The organism is Psychrobacter sp. H25, from assembly GCF_059076335.1.
In genome coordinates this window covers 13239-31615 of sequence record NZ_JCACRV010000001.1, presented here as the reverse complement: position 1 = coordinate 31615, position 18377 = coordinate 13239, and the positions used below count along the sequence as shown (strand labels likewise).

Genomic DNA, 18377 nt, shown 5'->3' with positions numbered 1-18377 from the left:
TATCGCCATATTATCTGTGCTGCTTGTAATAGCGCTGTTTCAAAACATCAGGCGATACGCCGCGCCAGTAATCAAAACGCAAACGCCACATCAAAAAAACCGTACGAACATTTCCATGTTGCTGCCAGCGCCGCGCTGATGTCGTCACTTTACTCTTTAGACAAGCAGGTCTACTGATATTTTTTAAGCGCTTACATAGCTCAATATCTTCCATTAACGGCTGATCAGCGTAACCTCCGAATTGTTCAAACACGGATCTTTTGACAAAGATGGCTTGATCACCTGTTGCAACACTGACCAAACGTGAGCGCTTATTAATCATTGTACCAACGACTTTAAGAAGCGGATGAGTGCTGTCCAAGCGCACATCAAAACGCCCCCATTTATGCTGACGCATTGCTATCTCTACCTTGTCTATCGCGTCAGTCGGCAGCTGAGTATCTGCATGCAAAAACAGCAATACCTCACCCGTCGCTTGCCCAGCACCAGCATTCATTTGCCGCGCGCGTCCAGCGATAGACTCAATAACAAACCAGTCAGTCAATGAGTGCGTCCTACTTGACACATCTTTTAGCAACTCTCTAGCGATAGAGACTGAACCATCATTTGAGCCACCATCGACTAGGATAACTTGCTGCGGAACAGGTCTGAGCCTACTGATATGACCAATAAGCTGCGGCAAATTATTCGCTTCATTTAACAATGGAACAATGATAGAGAGGTTCAATGTATGTACCGTCATAGTAGGCAACTGCTAACCAATATCAATTGGAGCCTCGTCTTATTTTTTGTTCAGATTCCAATCATAATCAGTGTAGCTGATTTTTATCTTGCCCTGCTTTAGATCTGCTGTTTGCGCTTTGTTCAGCCCTAAAGATGAGCCATAACGACCCAAAAACCCTTCCAGATCATTGGTACCACGCCAATTGGTAGCAAAGTCTTCTTTATACCATTTAAAAATCGGCGACACGCTTAGCGTACTTCCCTTTAGGCGGTTACGGCTACCGTCTGCCAAAAACTTAGAAGTTGCCTGCTCTAATTGACTGTTTAGACGTTTACCAGTAAAAGCATCATCTTGCAGTGCAGGACAGCCAATACTGGCACAGTTGACCGCAAAATGAATACGCGGATCGTTATAACGCTTGGAGCCACGAATGAGATTGTGCTCGATATCATCAAGCGAGCGTGTCTTACCTAATAATGGAATAAAATCCTGTTTCCACGGCGAACCAAACAGACCACCGATATCTTTGATGGATTTAATATTCGGATATTTCGTCAACACCAAGTCGACCGTACCAGCATTGTAAACATTGATCAAAAATGCCAACTGCTCGTTTTTGCTCCAGCGATTAAACTCTGCTTGAGACACTTTACTCGTCGCCTCAAGGTAACTTGTCAGCTTGCTCTTGTCCGCCTTCATACCAGCATAATTGACCACAGAGGCTTTGCCACCATTGGTCATGGTCACATGTTTGTTTAATAAACTGTCCCAGCTTTGATGGTTAAAGTCAGCATAAGCGGCTGCACTTGATGATAAGATCGCGACCGCAAGGACTGGTTGCACGATTACCGTTTTCGCTGAAAAATTGAATCTTGACATAAAGCTAACTCCATTTGAGTCGATGATATTCTTTGTATAATTCTTTCGTTGTGCTTTTTACAATCGTGTATATAAATGACAGACAGTAATGACTGCCAATAAGATCTTACTGCACATAGATATTTACGGTACATAAGCGCTTATTACAGATAGTTGCTTATCTTTGCTAATCACTTACGACCAGTTGTCATCTATTATGGGTATAAAATACTAAACAGCGGTATCTACTATCGTTTGATCTGTAGTCTCTTCCTCTAGCGCACCGCCGCAACTACTGCCCTGTCCTGCTGTACAGCCGTAGCAGTGGTCAGCAATGGCAATGGCATCTCCAGAGGGGTCTTGAGTCAATAGGTCACTTAAATGCCGACGGGATTTATTGGGTACAGGAATCTCTAGTTGCTGATTGAAATCACAGTCAAACAATTCACCAAGCCAGTTGACACTGATGGTCGAGCGACACATCACCTCGGCTAAGTTGTCTGCCACGTAGTTTTCTTTGAGCAAGTCCATATAGGGATGGAATTCATTTTTGGCCAGTAGTACTGCACCAAAGCGCTGGATAGGCATATTGGTCAATGCAAACAGATGATTGAACTCGATATCGAAGTGTTCTTTTAGCTCACGCTTATAATCCGCTTCAAGCTGTTGCTGATTGGGCGGAAGCGTAGCACCTTGTGGGTTGTAGACCAGATTCAACGTTAGGTTTGAATCGGACTTACCGTAGCCTAACTGGTTGAGCTTTTGTAGCCCCAATATACTGTCGTCAAACGCACCCTTACCGCGCTGCTTATCTACGTTTTCTAGGGAGTAGCACGGCAGAGATGCGACTACCTCCACTTGATTGTTTGCTAAAAACTGCGCCATATCCTCATAGCCATCCTCCATGAGAATAGTCAGATTACAGCGATCTATCACTTTAACACCCAGTGCACGAGCTGCTTTTACCAGATACTTAAAATCTTCATGCATCTCAGGCGCACCGCCCGTCAAATCGAGCGTATCTATATTTTGTGCTTGTAGCACCTTGGGTATCAACTCAACCAACTCACGCGACATCATTTCTGTACGATAAGGGCTGGCTGCCACATGGCAGTGCACGCAGGACATATTGCATAAATAGCCCATGTTGACTTGTAGTATCGTCAGTTGACGACGTTTGATAGCTGGAAAGTCAGTATGCTCAAGTAATTCGATAGTCGATTTCATAATGGTACAAAACCCTGTTAGTCACACAACTAAAAAATAATAGCGCAAAGTCAAAAAAGCTTTAGACAAAGACAAGTTACTGCTTTCGCTTACTATTTTAGAAATAGCACCTTGTATACTTCCCCGTTACTTTACGGTTTACCTAACCAATCATACCTCATTGTGAATCAATATTGACAACCAATATGATGGTTATTATCTTTTATTCCAAATGAGCATGACTACGAATAGGATTTTACAAAGCGCTTATCAATATACCGTTTGAGATACCATAGCCCGCGACCTTGTAAGCTCCAGTCTCCCCAACTGGCAATGGCGTATTTGTCACCGCAAGACAATAGATACAACGTGCGTGCTTTTGGTTGATACTCTTGCATAGACTCGCCTTTTAGATATGCAAATAAATTATCAGCTTCTACCGCCCCGCCATGCACCGCATGGACACCTGAATGCGCTACCTCTTTATCTACGCGCGTGGCGACATCACCAACTGCAAATACATTAGGGTGAGAGATGCTTTGTTGCAGATTATTGACTGCGATAAAGCCTTTATCTAGTGTCTGAAGATCCGTGTTAATCGTCCATGCAGCACCCACTACGCCAGTTGCAGCGATCACAGCATTCATCGGCAACGAGTCATCTGTCGTCGATAGGTGGCCGTTACGATAGTCAATTGCTCGCTCATAAACTATTTTAATACCGTGGCGATGCAGCTGCCTAATAACGCGCTCTTTAAACCGTGTATTGAATCCTGATAACAGTTGCTTACCGCACACCAAGGTCACTTGATGGTTATTGTTGATATGCTGTAGCGCGACTTGAGCTGCCATGACCAACTCGGTCGCAGCAGCGCCTGCGCCAACGATAGCCAGTTGATAATTATCAGACTGCTGAGCATCCGTCAAAATCTGCTGCCAGTGTGTAATGAATGCTGACAATGGACGAATAGCAATCACGCCTGTGCTTGTATCGACATCGTGGCTAACATCACTACCTGACGATCCCGACCACCCTATATCCGTATCTGCGCCCGTGTTAAGTGACAGTACATCATAATAGAGCGTTAACGCCGTATCATCAGTTAACATCTCGTCACCAGACGACGTCTCATTACCACCCGTCACTACGGTATTTGATGCGGCATGGACCTGAGTAATTGCCTGCTGAATAAAGCGTACACCCGCACGCGCGCAAAGTGATTGTGTATCGATACTGATGTCATCAAGTTGGTAATGTCCAGCCAGCCAGCCAGGTAGCATCCCAGAGTATATGGTCTGCGTCTGCTCACTAACCAAACAAATATCAATACTGCTTGGGTCTAGAGATGCGTCATTAATTCGGCGCAGCATACCTATATGAGCGTGACCCGCCCCTGCTAATAAGAGTTTCTTTATCGGTGAAGGTTTCATAGGCAACTTTATCAAGGCTAACAGTGTGTTTAAGGTGTGTCTTAATAGACGACTTTGGACATATGCTTATTAGATATTTTCTAAAGGTAACATATAATTGAGAGTCTTCTGTTACGGGCAGACAGTAAGAGCGTAAACGGTTTGAAAGTCTCAAATGCTTTTGACAATATTGACCACACTCAGCTTTGTCGTTAAATTGTCCATAGCGTTTGTCCGGCGCACGATGAATTTTATAAAAATACTGCTTGAAATAATAAAAGAAGGTAAAATTATTTACCTACGTTGATGACAAAACACTTAGTATAGTGAGTCGTAATAGAAGCCACGTGATAGAGTGATTTTTTAGAATGCTATTTTTCAAGTTTTCAAGTAGCTATTTTTGAGACATTATTTTGGAGCATTATTTTAAGATTTTTTCTTTAAAACATAGCGCTTTAAAACATAGTTCTTTGTGACCCTGCTTTGTAAGCTACTGCTCTGCGAGATATTGCCCAATGCATTGTCACTCTCAAAACATATCAACAAAAAATACAGACAATCAAAACCCGTCAAGGAACCTTATATGAGTACCCCTCTCGATACCAATAATGACCACATTCTCTCATCCGATAACACCCATTATTTACATCATGACTTCTTTGAACCTCGTGACAAAGGCATCGATATTCGCGCAACGTTGCTGATCGTGCATGGAATGGCAGAGCATGGTGGTCGTTATGCAGATTTTGCGCAGTTTTTGGCGGACAATGGTATTGCGGTAGCAACCTATGATCACTTGGGTCATGGGCAAACTATCAAAACCGACGCGGATTTAGGTTTTTTTGGTGAAGAGCATCCCGTGCAGTCGCTATTAAAAGACGTAATTGTGATGGCAGACAACCTAAAAGCCCGCCATCCCGATGTGCCACATTTTGTTATGGGTCATTCTATGGGCTCTTTTATCGTGCGCAACGTGCTCAAACATCACGCACATAACTTTACTGGGGCGATACTAATGGGCTCGGCAGACGCCAACCCACTGACCAAAGTTTTGCTTCCTATCAATAAGATATTAGCAAAAATAGCACCAAGACAGCCCAATACAGTGCTGGCAAATACCATGAATAAGATACTCAACAGCCAATTAAAAGATCGTACTGCATCATCGAAGTTTGCGTGGTTGAGTGAAAACACGGCTAACATTGAGGCCTATGAAGCCGACCCAAAAACAGGTTTTGACTTTACTAATAATGGCTTTATGACCCTATTTACCCTAATGGATACAGGACTAAATAAAGGCTGGGCAACCACCATCGCCAAGAATTTTCCAATGCTGTTTATTAGCGGTGAGGATGACCCTATTGGTAATATGGGACGCGGTATCCGCAAAGTTGTTGGCCGATTACACAAGCAAAAATTCAATCGTGTTGATATTCAGCTGTATCCCACTATGCGCCATGAAGTGCTACACGAAACAGACCACCAGACTGTTTATCAAGATATTTTAGCGTGGATAGACAACACCACGCCAGATGCTTAACAGTGGTAGCTGATTCTTTTTTACAGCATGTTTCAGGGATTTTATCGTCCGTACTTTCATCACGAGACACTGAACTTATTTGCTAAACGCTGCCAAATTAGCGACAATACGGCAAGTAAGTTTTTGACCCAGTGAATCCTATAAATAAGCCACACCTCAAAATCAATTATATTGTGAGGTATGGCCTATTTGAGATCGGGTCAAACCCGTTATATCACTATAATACTGAGTTACCTCCCCTTTCACTTATCTTAGGAATTTTTATGTCGTTACAACAAACTATCGAACAGGCTTTTGAAAATCGCAATGAGTATAGCCCAAGCACTATGCCACAAGACGTACGTGATGCTATCAGTCAAGTGCTTGAGCAGTTAGATAACGGTAGCCTACGCGTCGCAGAAAAGAAAGATGGCGAATGGGTCGTCAACCAATGGGCAAAAAAAGCCGTACTACTATCATTCCGCATGAACGACAACTATGTCCAGGCAGCAGGCGAGCATGTGCAGTTTTATGACAAAGTACCAACTAAGTTTGCTGACTGGACTGAAGCACAGTTCAAAGAAGCAGGCGTACGTGTGGTACCGCCAGCAGTTGCCCGTAAAGGCTCATATATCGCAGCAGGTGCAGTATTGATGCCATCATACGTCAACATTGGTGCCTATGTTGATCAAGGCGCTATGGTTGATACCTGGGCAACCGTTGGTTCATGTGCCCAAATCGGTAAAAACGTCCATCTATCAGGTGGCGTTGGTATCGGCGGCGTATTAGAGCCATTACAAGCCAACCCTACTATCATCGAAGACAACTGCTTCATCGGTGCACGCTCTGAGATCGTTGAAGGCGTGATCGTCGAAGAAGGCGCTGTTATCTCTATGGGTGTCTACATCGGTCAATCTACACGCATCTATGATCGCGAAACTGGTGAGATTCATCGTGGCCGTGTACCAGCAGGTTCTGTTGTCGTACCGGGTAGCTTGCCTTCAGAAGACGGCACGCACAGCTTGTACGCTGCAATCATCGTAAAAAAAGTCGATGCACAAACTCGTGCAAAAACATCAGTAAATGAGCTATTACGTTTAGCCTAGTATTTTTCATACTTATATTCTCGTACCCGAACGGTACAGACAGTAATAAATCTTCTTTATCAAAGACGCTGAAGCAAACTTCAGCGTCTTTTTTGCACCTTAATAGATACTGTTGCGTTATAATCCATTTTTTGGCTTTGTCCAAACAAAATCATCTATAACAAAACCTGCCTTTTTTACTACGATTGACAACGGCTTAATCGCTTTGTCAGCCTTTAACTGTATTTGACATATTATGAGTGAATCACTATTACGCAACGCCGCTATTCCTGTTACTGATCCTGAAGCCGGACTGCGTCTGACCGAGATTTTTTATTCTTTACAAGGTGAAGCAATAACATCAGGCTTACCGACGATATTTGTCCGTCTCACAGGCTGTCCGCTGCGCTGCATTTATTGTGATACTGAATATGCTTTTACTGGTGGCGAACGTCAGTCTTTAGAGACGATTGTAGAAACCATCAAAAGCTATCCATGTAAGCGCATCTGCCTGACAGGCGGTGAACCATTAGCGCAGCCGAATGCTATCGAGCTGATGAAACGCTTGCTGAGCGATGGTTACGAGATATCTCTTGAGACAGCAGGTGCCCTCACCGTAGAGAATGTGCCGCCAGCAGTTAGTAAAGTCATGGATCTCAAAACGCCTAGCTCAGGCGAAGTCGACAAAAACCTATGGTCAAACCTCGACTACCTCACCGAACATGACCAAATCAAATTTGTCATCATGAATCGTAAAGATTACGACTGGGCCAAAGAAAAATTAATAGAGCATAAGCTAGATGAGCTGGTCGGAACCGTTTGGTTTTCGCCAATGTTCAACGTTGCAGATGATATTGATGAGCAGCTTAGCCCTGAAGTACCTGTATTGGCACGGGAGCTTGCTGAGTGGATGTTGGCAGATGCCCTGCCTGTGCGCTTTCAGTTGCAACTACACAAGATTATCTGGGCGGACGCCAAAGGCAAATAGCATAACCACAGATGACATATCGTCTGCCTAAAACCAGATACAAACCGCAAGCATTTTCAAGGAGGAAATATGATAAGACTGATCTTACTGGGGCTACTATCAGGTGCGTTTTTTAGCTCAACGTTTGTGTTAAATGAGCTGATGAGCGCGGCTGGTGGGCATTGGTTTTGGTCAGCGAGCTTGCGCTACGTATTTATGTTGCTGCTACTGACGGCAATGATTGCTGTTCAGCACGGTATGGGACGCATCAAAGAGCTTTGGACGATTTTCTGTCAGCATATAGGCTTTTGGTGCATCACTGGCAGTATTGGTTTTGGTTTGTTTTATACCGGTATTTGCTATGCAGGTGATCATGCTAGCGGCTGGGTTGTCGCGGCAACCTTTATGTTTACGGTCGTCACCAGCTTGCTCGTCTTATTGGCATTTGGGCAGCGCTTTGACAAAAAATTCATCGTCTATGCGCTGATTGTCTTCGTTGGCGTCGTGCTGGTCAATATCAGTGAGGGTCTACACGCGCCTGCTGATACCAATGCTATTCCACTGACCCAAATGCTGCTATATGGTGCACTACCGGCGCTAATCGCTGCATTTAGCTACCCTATTGGTAATCAGTTGGTCTGGCAGGCCTCTTATAATGCCAAGCAGCATAAAATTAAAGAACAAGACAGCCAGCAACAGGCGCAGCCAATGCGTGCTGAGACCGCATTATTAGCCAGTGCTCATGATACCGCTGATACCCATAGTACTCAGCATGACACTACCGGTAGCTCCACCCTTCAGACTCTAATCGGACGCATCCCTGTTATCGATACAGACTTACTGCAGAACGCCTTTAACAAAGTATGGTTAATGACCGTAGGGAGTTTGCCATTTTGGCTTGTGTTAGGCATTATAGTCCGCCCTGAGTTGCCAGGCGGCGCGCAGGTATTCAATACGCTACTGGTTGCTTTACTATCAGGCGTGGCTGCGACCAGCCTGTTCTTATATGCACGTGAGCAAGCGGTGACCTCAAGCGAGGTAGCGGGCGTCGACTCGACTCAGGCAAGTGAAATTATCTTTGCTTTGATCGGTGGTATGATCCTGCTGGACAACCCACTCCCATCAATCTTAGGATTGGTCGGTATTGTGCTGATTATTATCGGACTGATACTGTTTGCAAAAGATGGCTAAATGATGATCTAACAGCAAAATAGCTTTAGTTTAGGTCATCATCGTCATACCCGCTTTAACAACACATTTAATTATTTTTGATGATCAAGATTTGGCAATATAACCATGGTTAATGATTTAATTTTTCCTGATATTCTATTATATTTATTAGATATGGTAGGTATCATCGCTTGTGCGATTGCAGGAACGCTACTCGCGCAGCACAAAGGCTTTGATATTGCTGGTTGCATATTGGTCTCTATGGTCAATGCCATCGGCGGTGGAACCCTACGTGACATGGCACTAGACCGTCATCCCCTATTTTGGATGACTGATCTCAATTATGTGATTGTGATCACTGTAACGTCTCTTATCCTGCAGATATTTTTCCATCTTTATCATAAGATTGATAATGCACTGAAGCTTTTTGATGCTATTGGTTTGGCGGCGTTTAGTGTTATTGGCTTTAAGGTTGCATTGACACAAGACATGTCTCCTATTATCGCGATAATGATGGGCGTTTGGACGGCCATTATTGGCGGGATGCTACGTGATATTATCTGTAATGAGATACCCCTAGTGCTACAACGTGAAATTTATATCACTGCCAGTATCGCAGGATCTGTGACTTATTTATGTCTACAGTACTTGGGCGTAAGTGCTAGTATCAATGAGTTTATTATGCTCTTTGTGATTTTTGCCGTGCGTATGCTAGCACTTAGATATGACTGGCATCTGCCCTCTATTCGTTTGGTTGCTTAGTTATTAGCTGCTTAGTTGCTAATTACTTAGTTGCTAGCTACTGCATTTGCGATGGCAGGCTTATGGTAGTTTATTGACTAAGACAGTTCCGATGACGATCATTGAAAATAGTGAGAATGACTTATGTTGGCTATCGCACTGGATCCTGCCGTCCTAATCACTACTTTTGATCCGCGCTCTTTGATATATTTTTTTGATATGATCGGCATTGTCGCGTGTAGTGTTTCAGGAACGATTCTGGCGAAGCACAAAAACTTTGACGTCTTTGGTTGCTTGCTGGTTTCAATTGTCACCGCTATTGGCGGCGGCACGGTACGTGATGTGATTTTGGACCGTCATCCGCTATTTTGGATGGTAGATATGAGCTATCTGACGCTCATTACTATCTCGTCACTGGTGATGCAAATCTTTTTTCACCCGAACTCAAGGCGCGTCGACAAGTTTCTCAAGCTATCCGATACCATCGGTTTATCTGCATTCACATTGATAGGTATCAAGGTCGCTGATAGCATGGGCGCCAATGTACCGGTAGCACTATTATTGGGTGTGATTACCATTATTGTTGGCGGCATTATCCGCGATATGATCTGCAACGAGATTCCACTGGTGCTACAGCAAGAGATTTATATTACTGCCGCATTAACTGGTGGTATTCTCTACTTTGCGCTCAGAAACCTAGGCGTGACAGACTGGATCGTTGATATCTCTACCATGAGTACGATATTTACTTTACGTATGCTGGCTATCCGCTATGACTGGCAGTTTCCGACACTCGAATGGAAATACTAATCCGAAATCAAAAGATGGCGACTGGTATGAGTGCCCTCAAGCTTGATCGCACTCACACTATTTTAGTCTTAGCCCTGTTCTACTACCGCTAGATCTTTTATCATCAGCTGTAGGCTTTGCTTGCCATTCCATTCATTAATATCTAACTGAAACAGCAAATGTACTTTTTTGGCACGGTAATCCCAAGCATCATTGTCAAAATTAAAGCAAATTGCATCAATTGGATACTGAACGTCTGGATAGCGCAGCGACAGCTTCAGATGCTTGTCTTTTAATATTTTAAAGCTGAGCACTTCAAAGACACCATCAAACAGTGGCGGTGCAAACCCATGACCCCAAATACTGGCATCTGCGAGATGTTCAGCAAACCATAGACTAAAGTCACTCGCCTGCAAAGACCCATCAGTGAATTTTTGCTCTGCAAACACGTCGTCGTTCATTTGAGCCATTACTTCATTGAATGCGGTAACAAATGCTTCAAAGTTACGGCGTTTGAGGGTCAAGCCTGCTGCCATCGCGTGACCACCAAAATGGCTGATCAAATCCGGATATCGCTCGGCGACTTGTTCAATCGCATCACGAATATGGATGCCGGGGATAGACCGTGCCGAGCCTTTGATGGCACTGTCTGCATCCGTATGCTCAGTATCTGCTGGCGCAAAAACGATACTAGGTAGATAGTGGCTTTCTTTCAATCGACCAGCGACAATGCCAATGACACCTTGATGCCAGTCATCTTGATACAGAACGATACTACGAGCGCCTGTCTTGCTTGCCAGACCAGGGGTAGCCTCTAAAGTGATTACATCATCATGACTCTCATTCTGGTTATCGCCTATATGCTCATCAGTATTAACATCAGTCTCAATATTGACACCGCTATCATGAATATTGTCAGTGGTTAATGCCTGCACAATACTATCTGCTTGTGCCCGCATCTCGCCTTCTACATGACGACGTGTACGATTCAGCTGTTCAAGCTCTTGCGCCAAACGCTGCGCAGTACTCCAATCTTCAGTTAATAAGCACTCAATCCCAATACGCATGTTATCCATACGTCCAGCAGCATTGATACGTGGTCCTAACACAAAACCAAAATCCTGTGCCTGAAGCTGTTTCGGGTCACGGCCTGCTTGCTCAAGTAATGCCAATATACCCATACAGCAGCGACCTTGACGAATAGCAGACAATCCATGATGTACCAAGATACGGTTATTCTTATCGAGTACGCCAACATCTGCAATGGTTCCAAGCGCAACTAAGTCCAGATACTGACTGACCTGTACTGTAGACTTGCCCGCTTGGCGGCGCAGCTTTGCCAGTCGTCCAAGGACATAAAATGCTACGCCAACCCCTACCAGTGCTTTACTAGTAAAGTCGCAAGCAAGTTGATTAGGGTTTACGACGGCCTCAGCAGGTGGTGTCTCTTTAGTCGTGAGATGATGGTCAGTGATAATCACCGTAATACCATCAGCTTGGGCGCGCGCCACGCCTTCATGGCTAGAAATACCGTTATCGACTGTCACTATCAGATCTGGACGATAAGTCTCAATCCCTAGCTCAACAATCTCTGGCGTGAGTCCATAACCATACTTAAATCGATCTGGCACTAAAAAATCAACAACCGCATCCATCGCAGTCAGCGCACGCATCATCAGTGCGGTACTGGTTGCGCCATCGCAGTCAAAATCCCCAACAATAAGGATTCGCTTACGCTCATCGATAGCAGTATCTAATAGATGGACAGCGTCAGTAACACCGTGCAGCATATCAGCTGGCAACAGACCAGACAAAGCTGTCTCAAGCTCATCAGGCTCCATGATACCTCGCCCTGCATACAGTCGGGCAAGTGTGAAAGATTGGGCGGCAAGTGGTTGCAACGCAGTGGGTAGCTCGTCGATGCGAGTACCAGTATAACGGGAGGTTAAATTTAGCATGAACGTATTCTACTGGCTTTAGAGCGTGCTCACAACGACAATTTATAATGCCTCTGTATACTATTCATGGTTGCATATGCTTATCAAAATATTAGCTTCGCAAACACTTTAGATAGGTGATTGATTTGTATTTTCATCATCATGTAAAGGCTGACATGTATAGGCACAGGCAGTCCTGTATTTACAAAAAGGGTGCATAGTGACCGTACTTTTCTGCATTTTGCTACAAAGCAATGATTGTATGCCGCTGATAAATACATAGAATAGTAAACAACTGAGAGACTTGCTATTTATTGAAATTTTAATTATCAATATTTTAACCATTTATAAGGACACTTTATGAAAACCACCCCAGCTGCTGAAAAACTACCGAATACAATCGATCCTAGCTTGGATCTTGATCAAGTCAAAAAAGAATGCCTAGGCATGGTAAAAAAGCGCGCCAGAGTATCTGCAGGTGTTGCTGTTATTCCTGTACCGTTTTTTGATGTGGCGGTCGATGCTGGTATGTTGACGCAATTGATTCCTGAAATCAGTGAGCGCTTTGGTTTGATTGAAGATCGTCAGTCAGCCATCAATTTAGAGTCACGTGAAGTGCATTGGAGTGCTGTTAAAGACCGTACGGTAGACTTTGCTGGTCTGATGGCGACACGTGGTATCGTCAAAAAGACAATCCAAGGCTTCGGTGGTCGCATCGCTGCAAAACAGGTTACTAAGTTTATCCCATTGGGCGGTCAATTGGTTGCTGCTACTATGGGCTATACCATCTTTAAGAAGATCGCTACTGACCATATCAATGAATGCTACAAGCTAGCAAAAGACATTCAGCAAAAAGAGCACGGCAAAAACGTCTAATATCAGCCATATTTTGCAAAAAGCCAGCTGAGAGACATTCTCTTAGCTGGCTTTTTTATGCGTTATCTAGTTGAAAGCTGACCCCAGCCATTGGTTCATGATGTCATTGCGATGTTTTACTGATAATATGTAGCTTTAGAGACTACCCAACACCTTAAAGGATTAATTCATGAAAAAACTTTTGGCTTCAACAGTCATGCTAGCCACTTTTGCGCTAGCTGGATGTACCACAACAGGTGCTACAAATAACGGTACAGGTACAGCAATCGGCACCGCAAACGAGATTGGTATGAATGTCTTTAGAGCTGCGATCGACAACCAATGCCGTAGCCAAATTGAAAAACAAACCGCTTGGCGTGTTGCCAGCGTCGCCATGACGGAAGCACAGCAAGAATCTGTTAAAACCAACGTTTGTGGTTGTGTCAGCGAGCAAGCACCACAGCAGGTCACCATTGTTGAGTTGGGCAATGCCGCTATTGACTCTCAGTATCGTACTCAGTTGGTAGCGCAAGTAGTCGCAAAATCACTGCAGAGCTGCTATGCAAGTTTTGTTCAGTAGAATATATAAGCGTTAAAAAATAGAGAAAAAAAGGGGTGCACTATAAGTAATGCACCCCTTTTTTTCTACTCAGCTCTATACTACGCAGCCTAGAACTTGTTTTCGTCCACTGGATTTTGTGATATAGCAGCAGTAAAAGGAAGCACTTGGCTACGACGAAAGTACTTAGAAGAGCTATCAATAATTTTATCTACTTCCTTGATTAAATCATCGATTACGTCATCATAGATACCATGATACAGCTCTTTCTCAAATGCTGTAAATGGGTGCTTACGCGATGCCGAACCTACTTCTGTCACCCCTTCTTTGCTATAAAAAATATCTACGCGGCCGTCACTATTTAGTACACAGTTCAATCGACCCCCTTCAAGCTCCATCTCTACCCGCTCAGGCATAAAAATATAATCATCCACGTTGATGAGCTTTTTTTCTACTTCTCTTTTAAAAAACGACTTGATATCAAACATAGTACAGTACATCCCTAACTTTATAATTATCAGATAAGTGAGCATGCCCAGTTGTATATTATTTATACGACATTTATATATGTGCTTATCGGGTCATGCATTACTGAACCATCCTATAAGATAGACAAAAGCTATTTAAGGTACAATATGTAAAACTGCGTTTGATGTTGGTAAAAACCCGCGGTCAATTTTGGTGTCGGAACATAGATGAATAGATATAAAGCAGAAAATGAAATTGCTCAGTGGCAACTTCCCTACTGCATTATCAAACTACCTTAACGAATCCAACTAAACCCAGCCTTTATCACGAAATGATTTGAGCACTTTTACAAATACTGCCATCTCATCAGGTCTGCCAAGCGTTAGCCGATTAAATCCAGTGATTGGCGCAAACTCCCGACCGACTGCGATACCATGATCTCGCATTCTATCGATGTAGGTTTGTACGTCTCCTTTTATCTCATGAAATATAAAGCTGGCTTGCGATGGCAGGTAGCGTAAGCCCAGCTCATCTAACGTCTGCTCAACTAACTTACGCGATTGGTTGGCCGTATGTAGACTCAATGACAAGAACGCATCATCATCGAGAGTCGCTAACGCAGCTACAGCGCCTGACAAGTTGGTATTATCAATCGAGATAAACGCCTCTAGTTTGGCTATCATTTGCGGGCTAGCCACTGCATAGCCGATACGCATGCCAGCGAGCGCACATAGTTTTGAGAAAGTACGCACAACAACCAGATTATCCGATTGCTGCTGGCTGAGCCAGCCAATACCACTCTCAAAGCTAGAGTCTATCACATACTCCGAATAAGCTTCGTCTAATAAAAAATAGTGATCGGCTGGCGCAGACCCTACCCAATTTTTTAATACTGCAGTATCGGTAATAGTCGCTGTTGGGTTATTTGGATTGCATAAATAAAATAAGCTAATACCGTCAAAGTCGTCAGCGACTTTTTGCATGTTTTGTAAGTCGAAATCGTAGTTTTCAGGGGTCAAAGGCACTTTTACCACGGGTATATCAATGGACGTTGCATATAGCTCAGCATAGGCAAAAGTTGGATGCGGCACGATGACTTGAAAGTTTTTACCTTCTATTAAGGACTTATTTTTTAGCATTTGGACAACGGTACGGATGTTCTCACTAGAGCCGCTGCCTAGTGAGATCTGGTTCTCTGCTACGCCGTTTATCTCAGCGACTTTGGTGGTCAGTGCTGCACGCTGATCGTCTGGATAACGAAAGCCGATATCTAAAGAGTCGATAACAGCTTTTTTGGCAGCCGCTGACATACCCAGTGAGTTTTCATTGGAGTTAAGTTCTATCAAATGGTTAATAAGCACAGTGAATGATACGCCTAGTTTATGACTATTCCAAAAATTCAGTCTTGGATGACAAGCTTATCTATAAAGCCTGGTACAAGTTTTGGAATGCGATGTGGATAGTAAGAATGGTGCGCATATGGTAAGTGTCATTAAAACGTATTACAAGCGCCCTACTATTGAAAAAGCCATAAAAAAGGTGAGGTACTCAATAAGCACGTCACCTTTTTTTGTTTATCAAACCAAACTATCAGATTAGATGTGCTTTTAACTCAAGCACTTTATCACGTGTTTTTGCTGCTTCTTCAAACTTCAAATCGCGCGACATTTGCTGCATCTGTTTCTCTAGACGTTTTATTTCTTTAGCAAGCAAATCAGGACTACGTAATATATTGATGTCGACATCTGGTAGGTTACTCTTAACAGGGATAGCCTGATTATCATTGGCATCCAAGCTTTCACCCGTATCAATCTTATCAGTAATACTGCGGCGAGCGCCTTTTGGCGTGATGTTATGCTCGACATTAAAGGCAATCTGCTTATCACGACGACGATCCGTCTCGTCTATCGCTTTTTGCATACTTGGCGTAATACGATCAGCATAAAGAATGGCTTTACCATTTAAATGACGTGCGGCACGACCAATCGTCTGAATAAGTGAACGCTCAGAACGCAAAAAACCTTCCTTATCAGCATCAAAGATCGCCACTAGCGACACCTCAGGCATATCCAAACCTTCACGTAATAAGTTGATACCGACCAACACATCATGCACGCCTGTGCGTAGCTCATGGATAATCTGCATACGCTCAACCGTATCAATATCCGAATGTAGATAAGCGACTTTTACGTCGTACTCTTTGAGGTAGCTGGTCAAATCCTCTGACATGCGCTTGGTCAGTGTGGTAATCAATACACGCTCGTCTTTTTCTCGGCGTTTAGTAATTTCTGATAGCACATCATCGACTTGCGTCAAGACGGGACGTATCTCAATCTCAGGATCGATCAGACCAGTTGGACGGACAACCTGCTCTACTACTTGCTCACTGTGTTCAAGCTCATATAATGCAGGCGTCGCACTGACATAAATCGTCTTAGGCTTGATACGCTCCCACTCTTCAAACTTCATCGGGCGATTGTTCATTGCACTTGGTAATCTAAAACCATAATTGACTAAGTTTTCTTTACGTGATCTATCGCCTTTGTACATCGCACCAATCTGAGAGACCGTGACATGTGATTCATCGAGGAACAACAAGGCATCTTCTGGAATATAATCAAACAACGTTGGCGGCGCCTCTCCTGATGGGCGACCAGAGAGATGCTGTGAGTAGTTTTCGATACCATTGCAGTAGCCCAGCTGCTGAATCATCTCAAGATCATACTGAGTACGCTCCTTTAGACGCTGGGCTTCAATCAGCTTGTTGTTATCACGGAAGTATTCTAGCCGTGGCTCTAGTTCCTCGCGGATGGTATGACTTGCTGCCTCTAGTTTATTTCGCGGAGTCACATAGTGCGATTTTGGATAAATCGTAATACGTGGCACGCTGCGTACTGTTTTCCCTGTTAAAGGATCAAACCACGTAATCTTCTCGACTTCGTTGTCAAATAAATGCACACGTACGGCTAGCTGCTCAGACTCAGCAGGATAAATGTCAAGCAGCTCACCACGTAGTCGATACGTACCACGACCGAAATCTAACTCGTTACGTGTGTACTGCATTTCTACCAAACGCTTGATAGTCGCCGTACGGTCTATGTTGTCGCCCACCACAACATGCAATAACATTTTTAGATAGCTCTCTGGGTCACCCAAACCGTAGATACAAGATACCGAGGCCACAATAATGGCATCACGGCGCTCTAAAAGTGCACGCGTAGCAGACAGACGCATCTGATCAATATGATCATTGATGGCACTGTCTTTTTCGATAAAAGTATCACTGGCAGCAACATAGGCTTCTGGCTGATAATAGTCGTAATAACTAACAAAGTACTCGACAGCATTGTTAGGGAAAAACGATTTAAACTCACCATATAGCTGAGCGGCTAGTGTTTTATTATGCGCCATAATAATGGTCGGGCGCTGCGTCTCAGAAATAACCTTTGCCATGGTATAGGTCTTACCAGAGCCGGTCACACCTAATAATAGCTGCTCATCCATATCAGAGTTAATACCGTTGACCAGTTTTTTTATGGCTTGCGGCTGATCACCTGCTGGCTCGAAATCAGTGACCATCTCAAAAGCACGACTCGATATTTGCGTCCCTGACGCATTGACACCAGTAATTTCAGCTTCACCTTGGAGCTGTGTGGCCAATTGGTTTAACTGACGCGATGAACGCGGTTCAGGCATTCGCATAATTGATTTCTTCTTATTAAAGTTTATAACAATATGGGGTTCAAACAGCGGATTTTAAAGGACAATAATGCCGCATATCTAAGGTTTATAAGTATTGGCTGATAAGGATTTTTATTAAGCAAAGCGCGAGTATGTAAAAGCGCTATTTACTGGACGAATAGCCTCAATAGTAGCGGATAAATATTGCATCGTTATAAAAAACGCACACAGCCTCTGATAAATTTACAAAGATTTTCACGGTTAACAAACCATTTACACGACCACTTAACAAAGCCTAACACTCAGGGGTTCCATCATAGATTTAAGCTGCTATTATCGATCATGAATTAACAAGCAAGTAGATGACACTTGATAAAATAACGAAGTTAATTGATCAAGTATCATCAAA

Annotated in this window: 16 protein-coding genes; 8 read left to right on the top strand and 8 right to left on the bottom strand. The window is 43.7% G+C overall.

Annotation, left to right across the window (positions count from 1 at the left end):
- Nucleotides 1-10: 10 nt before the first annotated feature.
- The 4 genes from AC5JPO_RS00140 to AC5JPO_RS00125 form a co-directional block, all read right to left on the bottom strand.
- Nucleotides 11-742, bottom strand: coding sequence for a TIGR04283 family arsenosugar biosynthesis glycosyltransferase (locus tag AC5JPO_RS00140; RefSeq protein WP_493852130.1), 732 nt, complete (start codon nt 740-742; stop codon nt 11-13).
- 39 nt (nt 743-781) lie between these two features.
- A complete protein-coding gene (locus tag AC5JPO_RS00135) occupies nt 782-1603 on the bottom strand; it encodes a DUF547 domain-containing protein (protein ID WP_493852131.1) in 822 nt (273 codons plus the stop codon).
- A gap of 210 nt (nt 1604-1813) precedes the next feature.
- Complete coding sequence (arsS, locus tag AC5JPO_RS00130; protein ID WP_493852132.1) at nt 1814-2809, bottom strand: arsenosugar biosynthesis radical SAM (seleno)protein ArsS; 996 nt, start codon at nt 2807-2809, stop codon at nt 1814-1816.
- A 221-nt stretch (nt 2810-3030) separates the two neighbouring features.
- Nucleotides 3031-4218 carry an FAD-dependent oxidoreductase gene (locus AC5JPO_RS00125; RefSeq protein WP_493852981.1) on the bottom strand — a complete coding sequence of 396 codons (1188 nt, stop codon included), beginning with the start codon at nt 4216-4218 and terminating at the stop codon, nt 3031-3033.
- A gap of 562 nt (nt 4219-4780) precedes the next feature.
- Between AC5JPO_RS00125 and AC5JPO_RS00120 the strand changes: the two genes are divergently transcribed.
- The 6 genes from AC5JPO_RS00120 to AC5JPO_RS00095 all read left to right on the top strand — a co-directional run bounded on the left by AC5JPO_RS00120 (nt 4781) and on the right by AC5JPO_RS00095 (nt 10489).
- Entirely contained in the window at nt 4781-5737 is a 957-nt protein-coding gene (locus AC5JPO_RS00120) for an alpha/beta fold hydrolase (protein WP_443526173.1), read from the top strand.
- Nucleotides 5738-6000: 263 nt separating this feature from the next.
- Complete coding sequence (dapD, locus tag AC5JPO_RS00115; protein WP_319050581.1) at nt 6001-6822, top strand: 2,3,4,5-tetrahydropyridine-2,6-dicarboxylate N-succinyltransferase; 822 nt, start codon at nt 6001-6003, stop codon at nt 6820-6822.
- A 235-nt stretch (nt 6823-7057) separates the two neighbouring features.
- Nucleotides 7058-7789, top strand: coding sequence for a 7-carboxy-7-deazaguanine synthase QueE (gene queE, locus AC5JPO_RS00110; protein ID WP_493842859.1), 732 nt, complete (start codon nt 7058-7060; stop codon nt 7787-7789).
- Between the two features lie 69 nt (nt 7790-7858).
- Nucleotides 7859-8959: a multidrug resistance efflux transporter family protein gene (locus tag AC5JPO_RS00105; protein ID WP_493852136.1), complete on the top strand. Its 1101-nt coding sequence runs from the start codon at nt 7859-7861 to the stop codon at nt 8957-8959.
- Nucleotides 8960-9064: 105 nt separating this feature from the next.
- Nucleotides 9065-9700: a trimeric intracellular cation channel family protein gene (locus AC5JPO_RS00100; protein WP_319050584.1), complete on the top strand. Its 636-nt coding sequence runs from the start codon at nt 9065-9067 to the stop codon at nt 9698-9700.
- A gap of 123 nt (nt 9701-9823) precedes the next feature.
- Nucleotides 9824-10489: a trimeric intracellular cation channel family protein gene (locus tag AC5JPO_RS00095; protein WP_319050585.1), complete on the top strand. Its 666-nt coding sequence runs from the start codon at nt 9824-9826 to the stop codon at nt 10487-10489.
- A gap of 68 nt (nt 10490-10557) precedes the next feature.
- On the opposite strand, the gene recJ is transcribed toward AC5JPO_RS00095, so the two are convergent.
- On the bottom strand, nt 10558-12426 hold the full coding sequence (recJ, locus tag AC5JPO_RS00090) for a single-stranded-DNA-specific exonuclease RecJ (RefSeq protein ID WP_493852137.1): 1869 nt from the start codon (nt 12424-12426) through the stop codon (nt 10558-10560).
- Nucleotides 12427-12765: 339 nt separating this feature from the next.
- Between recJ and AC5JPO_RS00085 the strand changes: the two genes are divergently transcribed.
- Complete coding sequence (locus AC5JPO_RS00085) at nt 12766-13281, top strand: hypothetical protein (protein WP_319050587.1); 516 nt, start codon at nt 12766-12768, stop codon at nt 13279-13281.
- Nucleotides 13282-13450: 169 nt separating this feature from the next.
- Nucleotides 13451-13840 carry a hypothetical protein gene (locus AC5JPO_RS00080; protein ID WP_443526166.1) on the top strand — a complete coding sequence of 130 codons (390 nt, stop codon included), beginning with the start codon at nt 13451-13453 and terminating at the stop codon, nt 13838-13840.
- Nucleotides 13841-13929: 89 nt separating this feature from the next.
- Here AC5JPO_RS00080 and AC5JPO_RS00075 read toward each other — a convergent pair whose 3' ends face one another.
- From AC5JPO_RS00075 to uvrB, 3 genes are all read right to left on the bottom strand, one after another.
- Nucleotides 13930-14307, bottom strand: coding sequence for a hypothetical protein (locus AC5JPO_RS00075; RefSeq protein WP_319050589.1), 378 nt, complete (start codon nt 14305-14307; stop codon nt 13930-13932).
- Between the two features lie 288 nt (nt 14308-14595).
- The gene (locus AC5JPO_RS00070; protein ID WP_493852138.1) at nt 14596-15648 is read right to left on the bottom strand and encodes a pyridoxal phosphate-dependent aminotransferase; all 1053 of its coding nucleotides are present in this window, start codon (nt 15646-15648) and stop codon (nt 14596-14598) included.
- Between the two features lie 229 nt (nt 15649-15877).
- Entirely contained in the window at nt 15878-17989 is a 2112-nt protein-coding gene (gene uvrB / locus AC5JPO_RS00065) for an excinuclease ABC subunit UvrB (RefSeq protein ID WP_319050591.1), read from the bottom strand.
- Nucleotides 17990-18377 lie beyond the last annotated feature (388 nt).

What these genes read in the sequence shown, in the direction of transcription:
- AC5JPO_RS00140 (WP_493852130.1), bottom strand. Translation starts at nt 742, where the DNA reads ATGACGGTACATACATTGAACCTCTCTATCATTGTTCCATTGTTAAAT.
- AC5JPO_RS00135 (WP_493852131.1), bottom strand. Translation starts at nt 1,603, where the DNA reads ATGTCAAGATTCAATTTTTCAGCGAAAACGGTAATCGTGCAACCAGTC.
- arsS (WP_493852132.1), bottom strand. Translation starts at nt 2,809, where the DNA reads ATGAAATCGACTATCGAATTACTTGAGCATACTGACTTTCCAGCTATC.
- AC5JPO_RS00125 (WP_493852981.1), bottom strand. Translation starts at nt 4,218, where the DNA reads ATGAAACCTTCACCGATAAAGAAACTCTTATTAGCAGGGGCGGGTCAC.
- AC5JPO_RS00120 (WP_443526173.1), top strand. Translation starts at nt 4,781, where the DNA reads ATGAGTACCCCTCTCGATACCAATAATGACCACATTCTCTCATCCGAT.
- dapD (WP_319050581.1), top strand. Translation starts at nt 6,001, where the DNA reads ATGTCGTTACAACAAACTATCGAACAGGCTTTTGAAAATCGCAATGAG.
- queE (WP_493842859.1), top strand. Translation starts at nt 7,058, where the DNA reads ATGAGTGAATCACTATTACGCAACGCCGCTATTCCTGTTACTGATCCT.
- AC5JPO_RS00105 (WP_493852136.1), top strand. Translation starts at nt 7,859, where the DNA reads ATGATAAGACTGATCTTACTGGGGCTACTATCAGGTGCGTTTTTTAGC.
- AC5JPO_RS00100 (WP_319050584.1), top strand. Translation starts at nt 9,065, where the DNA reads ATGGTTAATGATTTAATTTTTCCTGATATTCTATTATATTTATTAGAT.
- AC5JPO_RS00095 (WP_319050585.1), top strand. Translation starts at nt 9,824, where the DNA reads ATGTTGGCTATCGCACTGGATCCTGCCGTCCTAATCACTACTTTTGAT.
- recJ (WP_493852137.1), bottom strand. Translation starts at nt 12,426, where the DNA reads ATGCTAAATTTAACCTCCCGTTATACTGGTACTCGCATCGACGAGCTA.
- AC5JPO_RS00085 (WP_319050587.1), top strand. Translation starts at nt 12,766, where the DNA reads ATGAAAACCACCCCAGCTGCTGAAAAACTACCGAATACAATCGATCCT.
- AC5JPO_RS00080 (WP_443526166.1), top strand. Translation starts at nt 13,451, where the DNA reads ATGAAAAAACTTTTGGCTTCAACAGTCATGCTAGCCACTTTTGCGCTA.
- AC5JPO_RS00075 (WP_319050589.1), bottom strand. Translation starts at nt 14,307, where the DNA reads ATGTTTGATATCAAGTCGTTTTTTAAAAGAGAAGTAGAAAAAAAGCTC.
- uvrB (WP_319050591.1), bottom strand. Translation starts at nt 17,989, where the DNA reads ATGCGAATGCCTGAACCGCGTTCATCGCGTCAGTTAAACCAATTGGCC.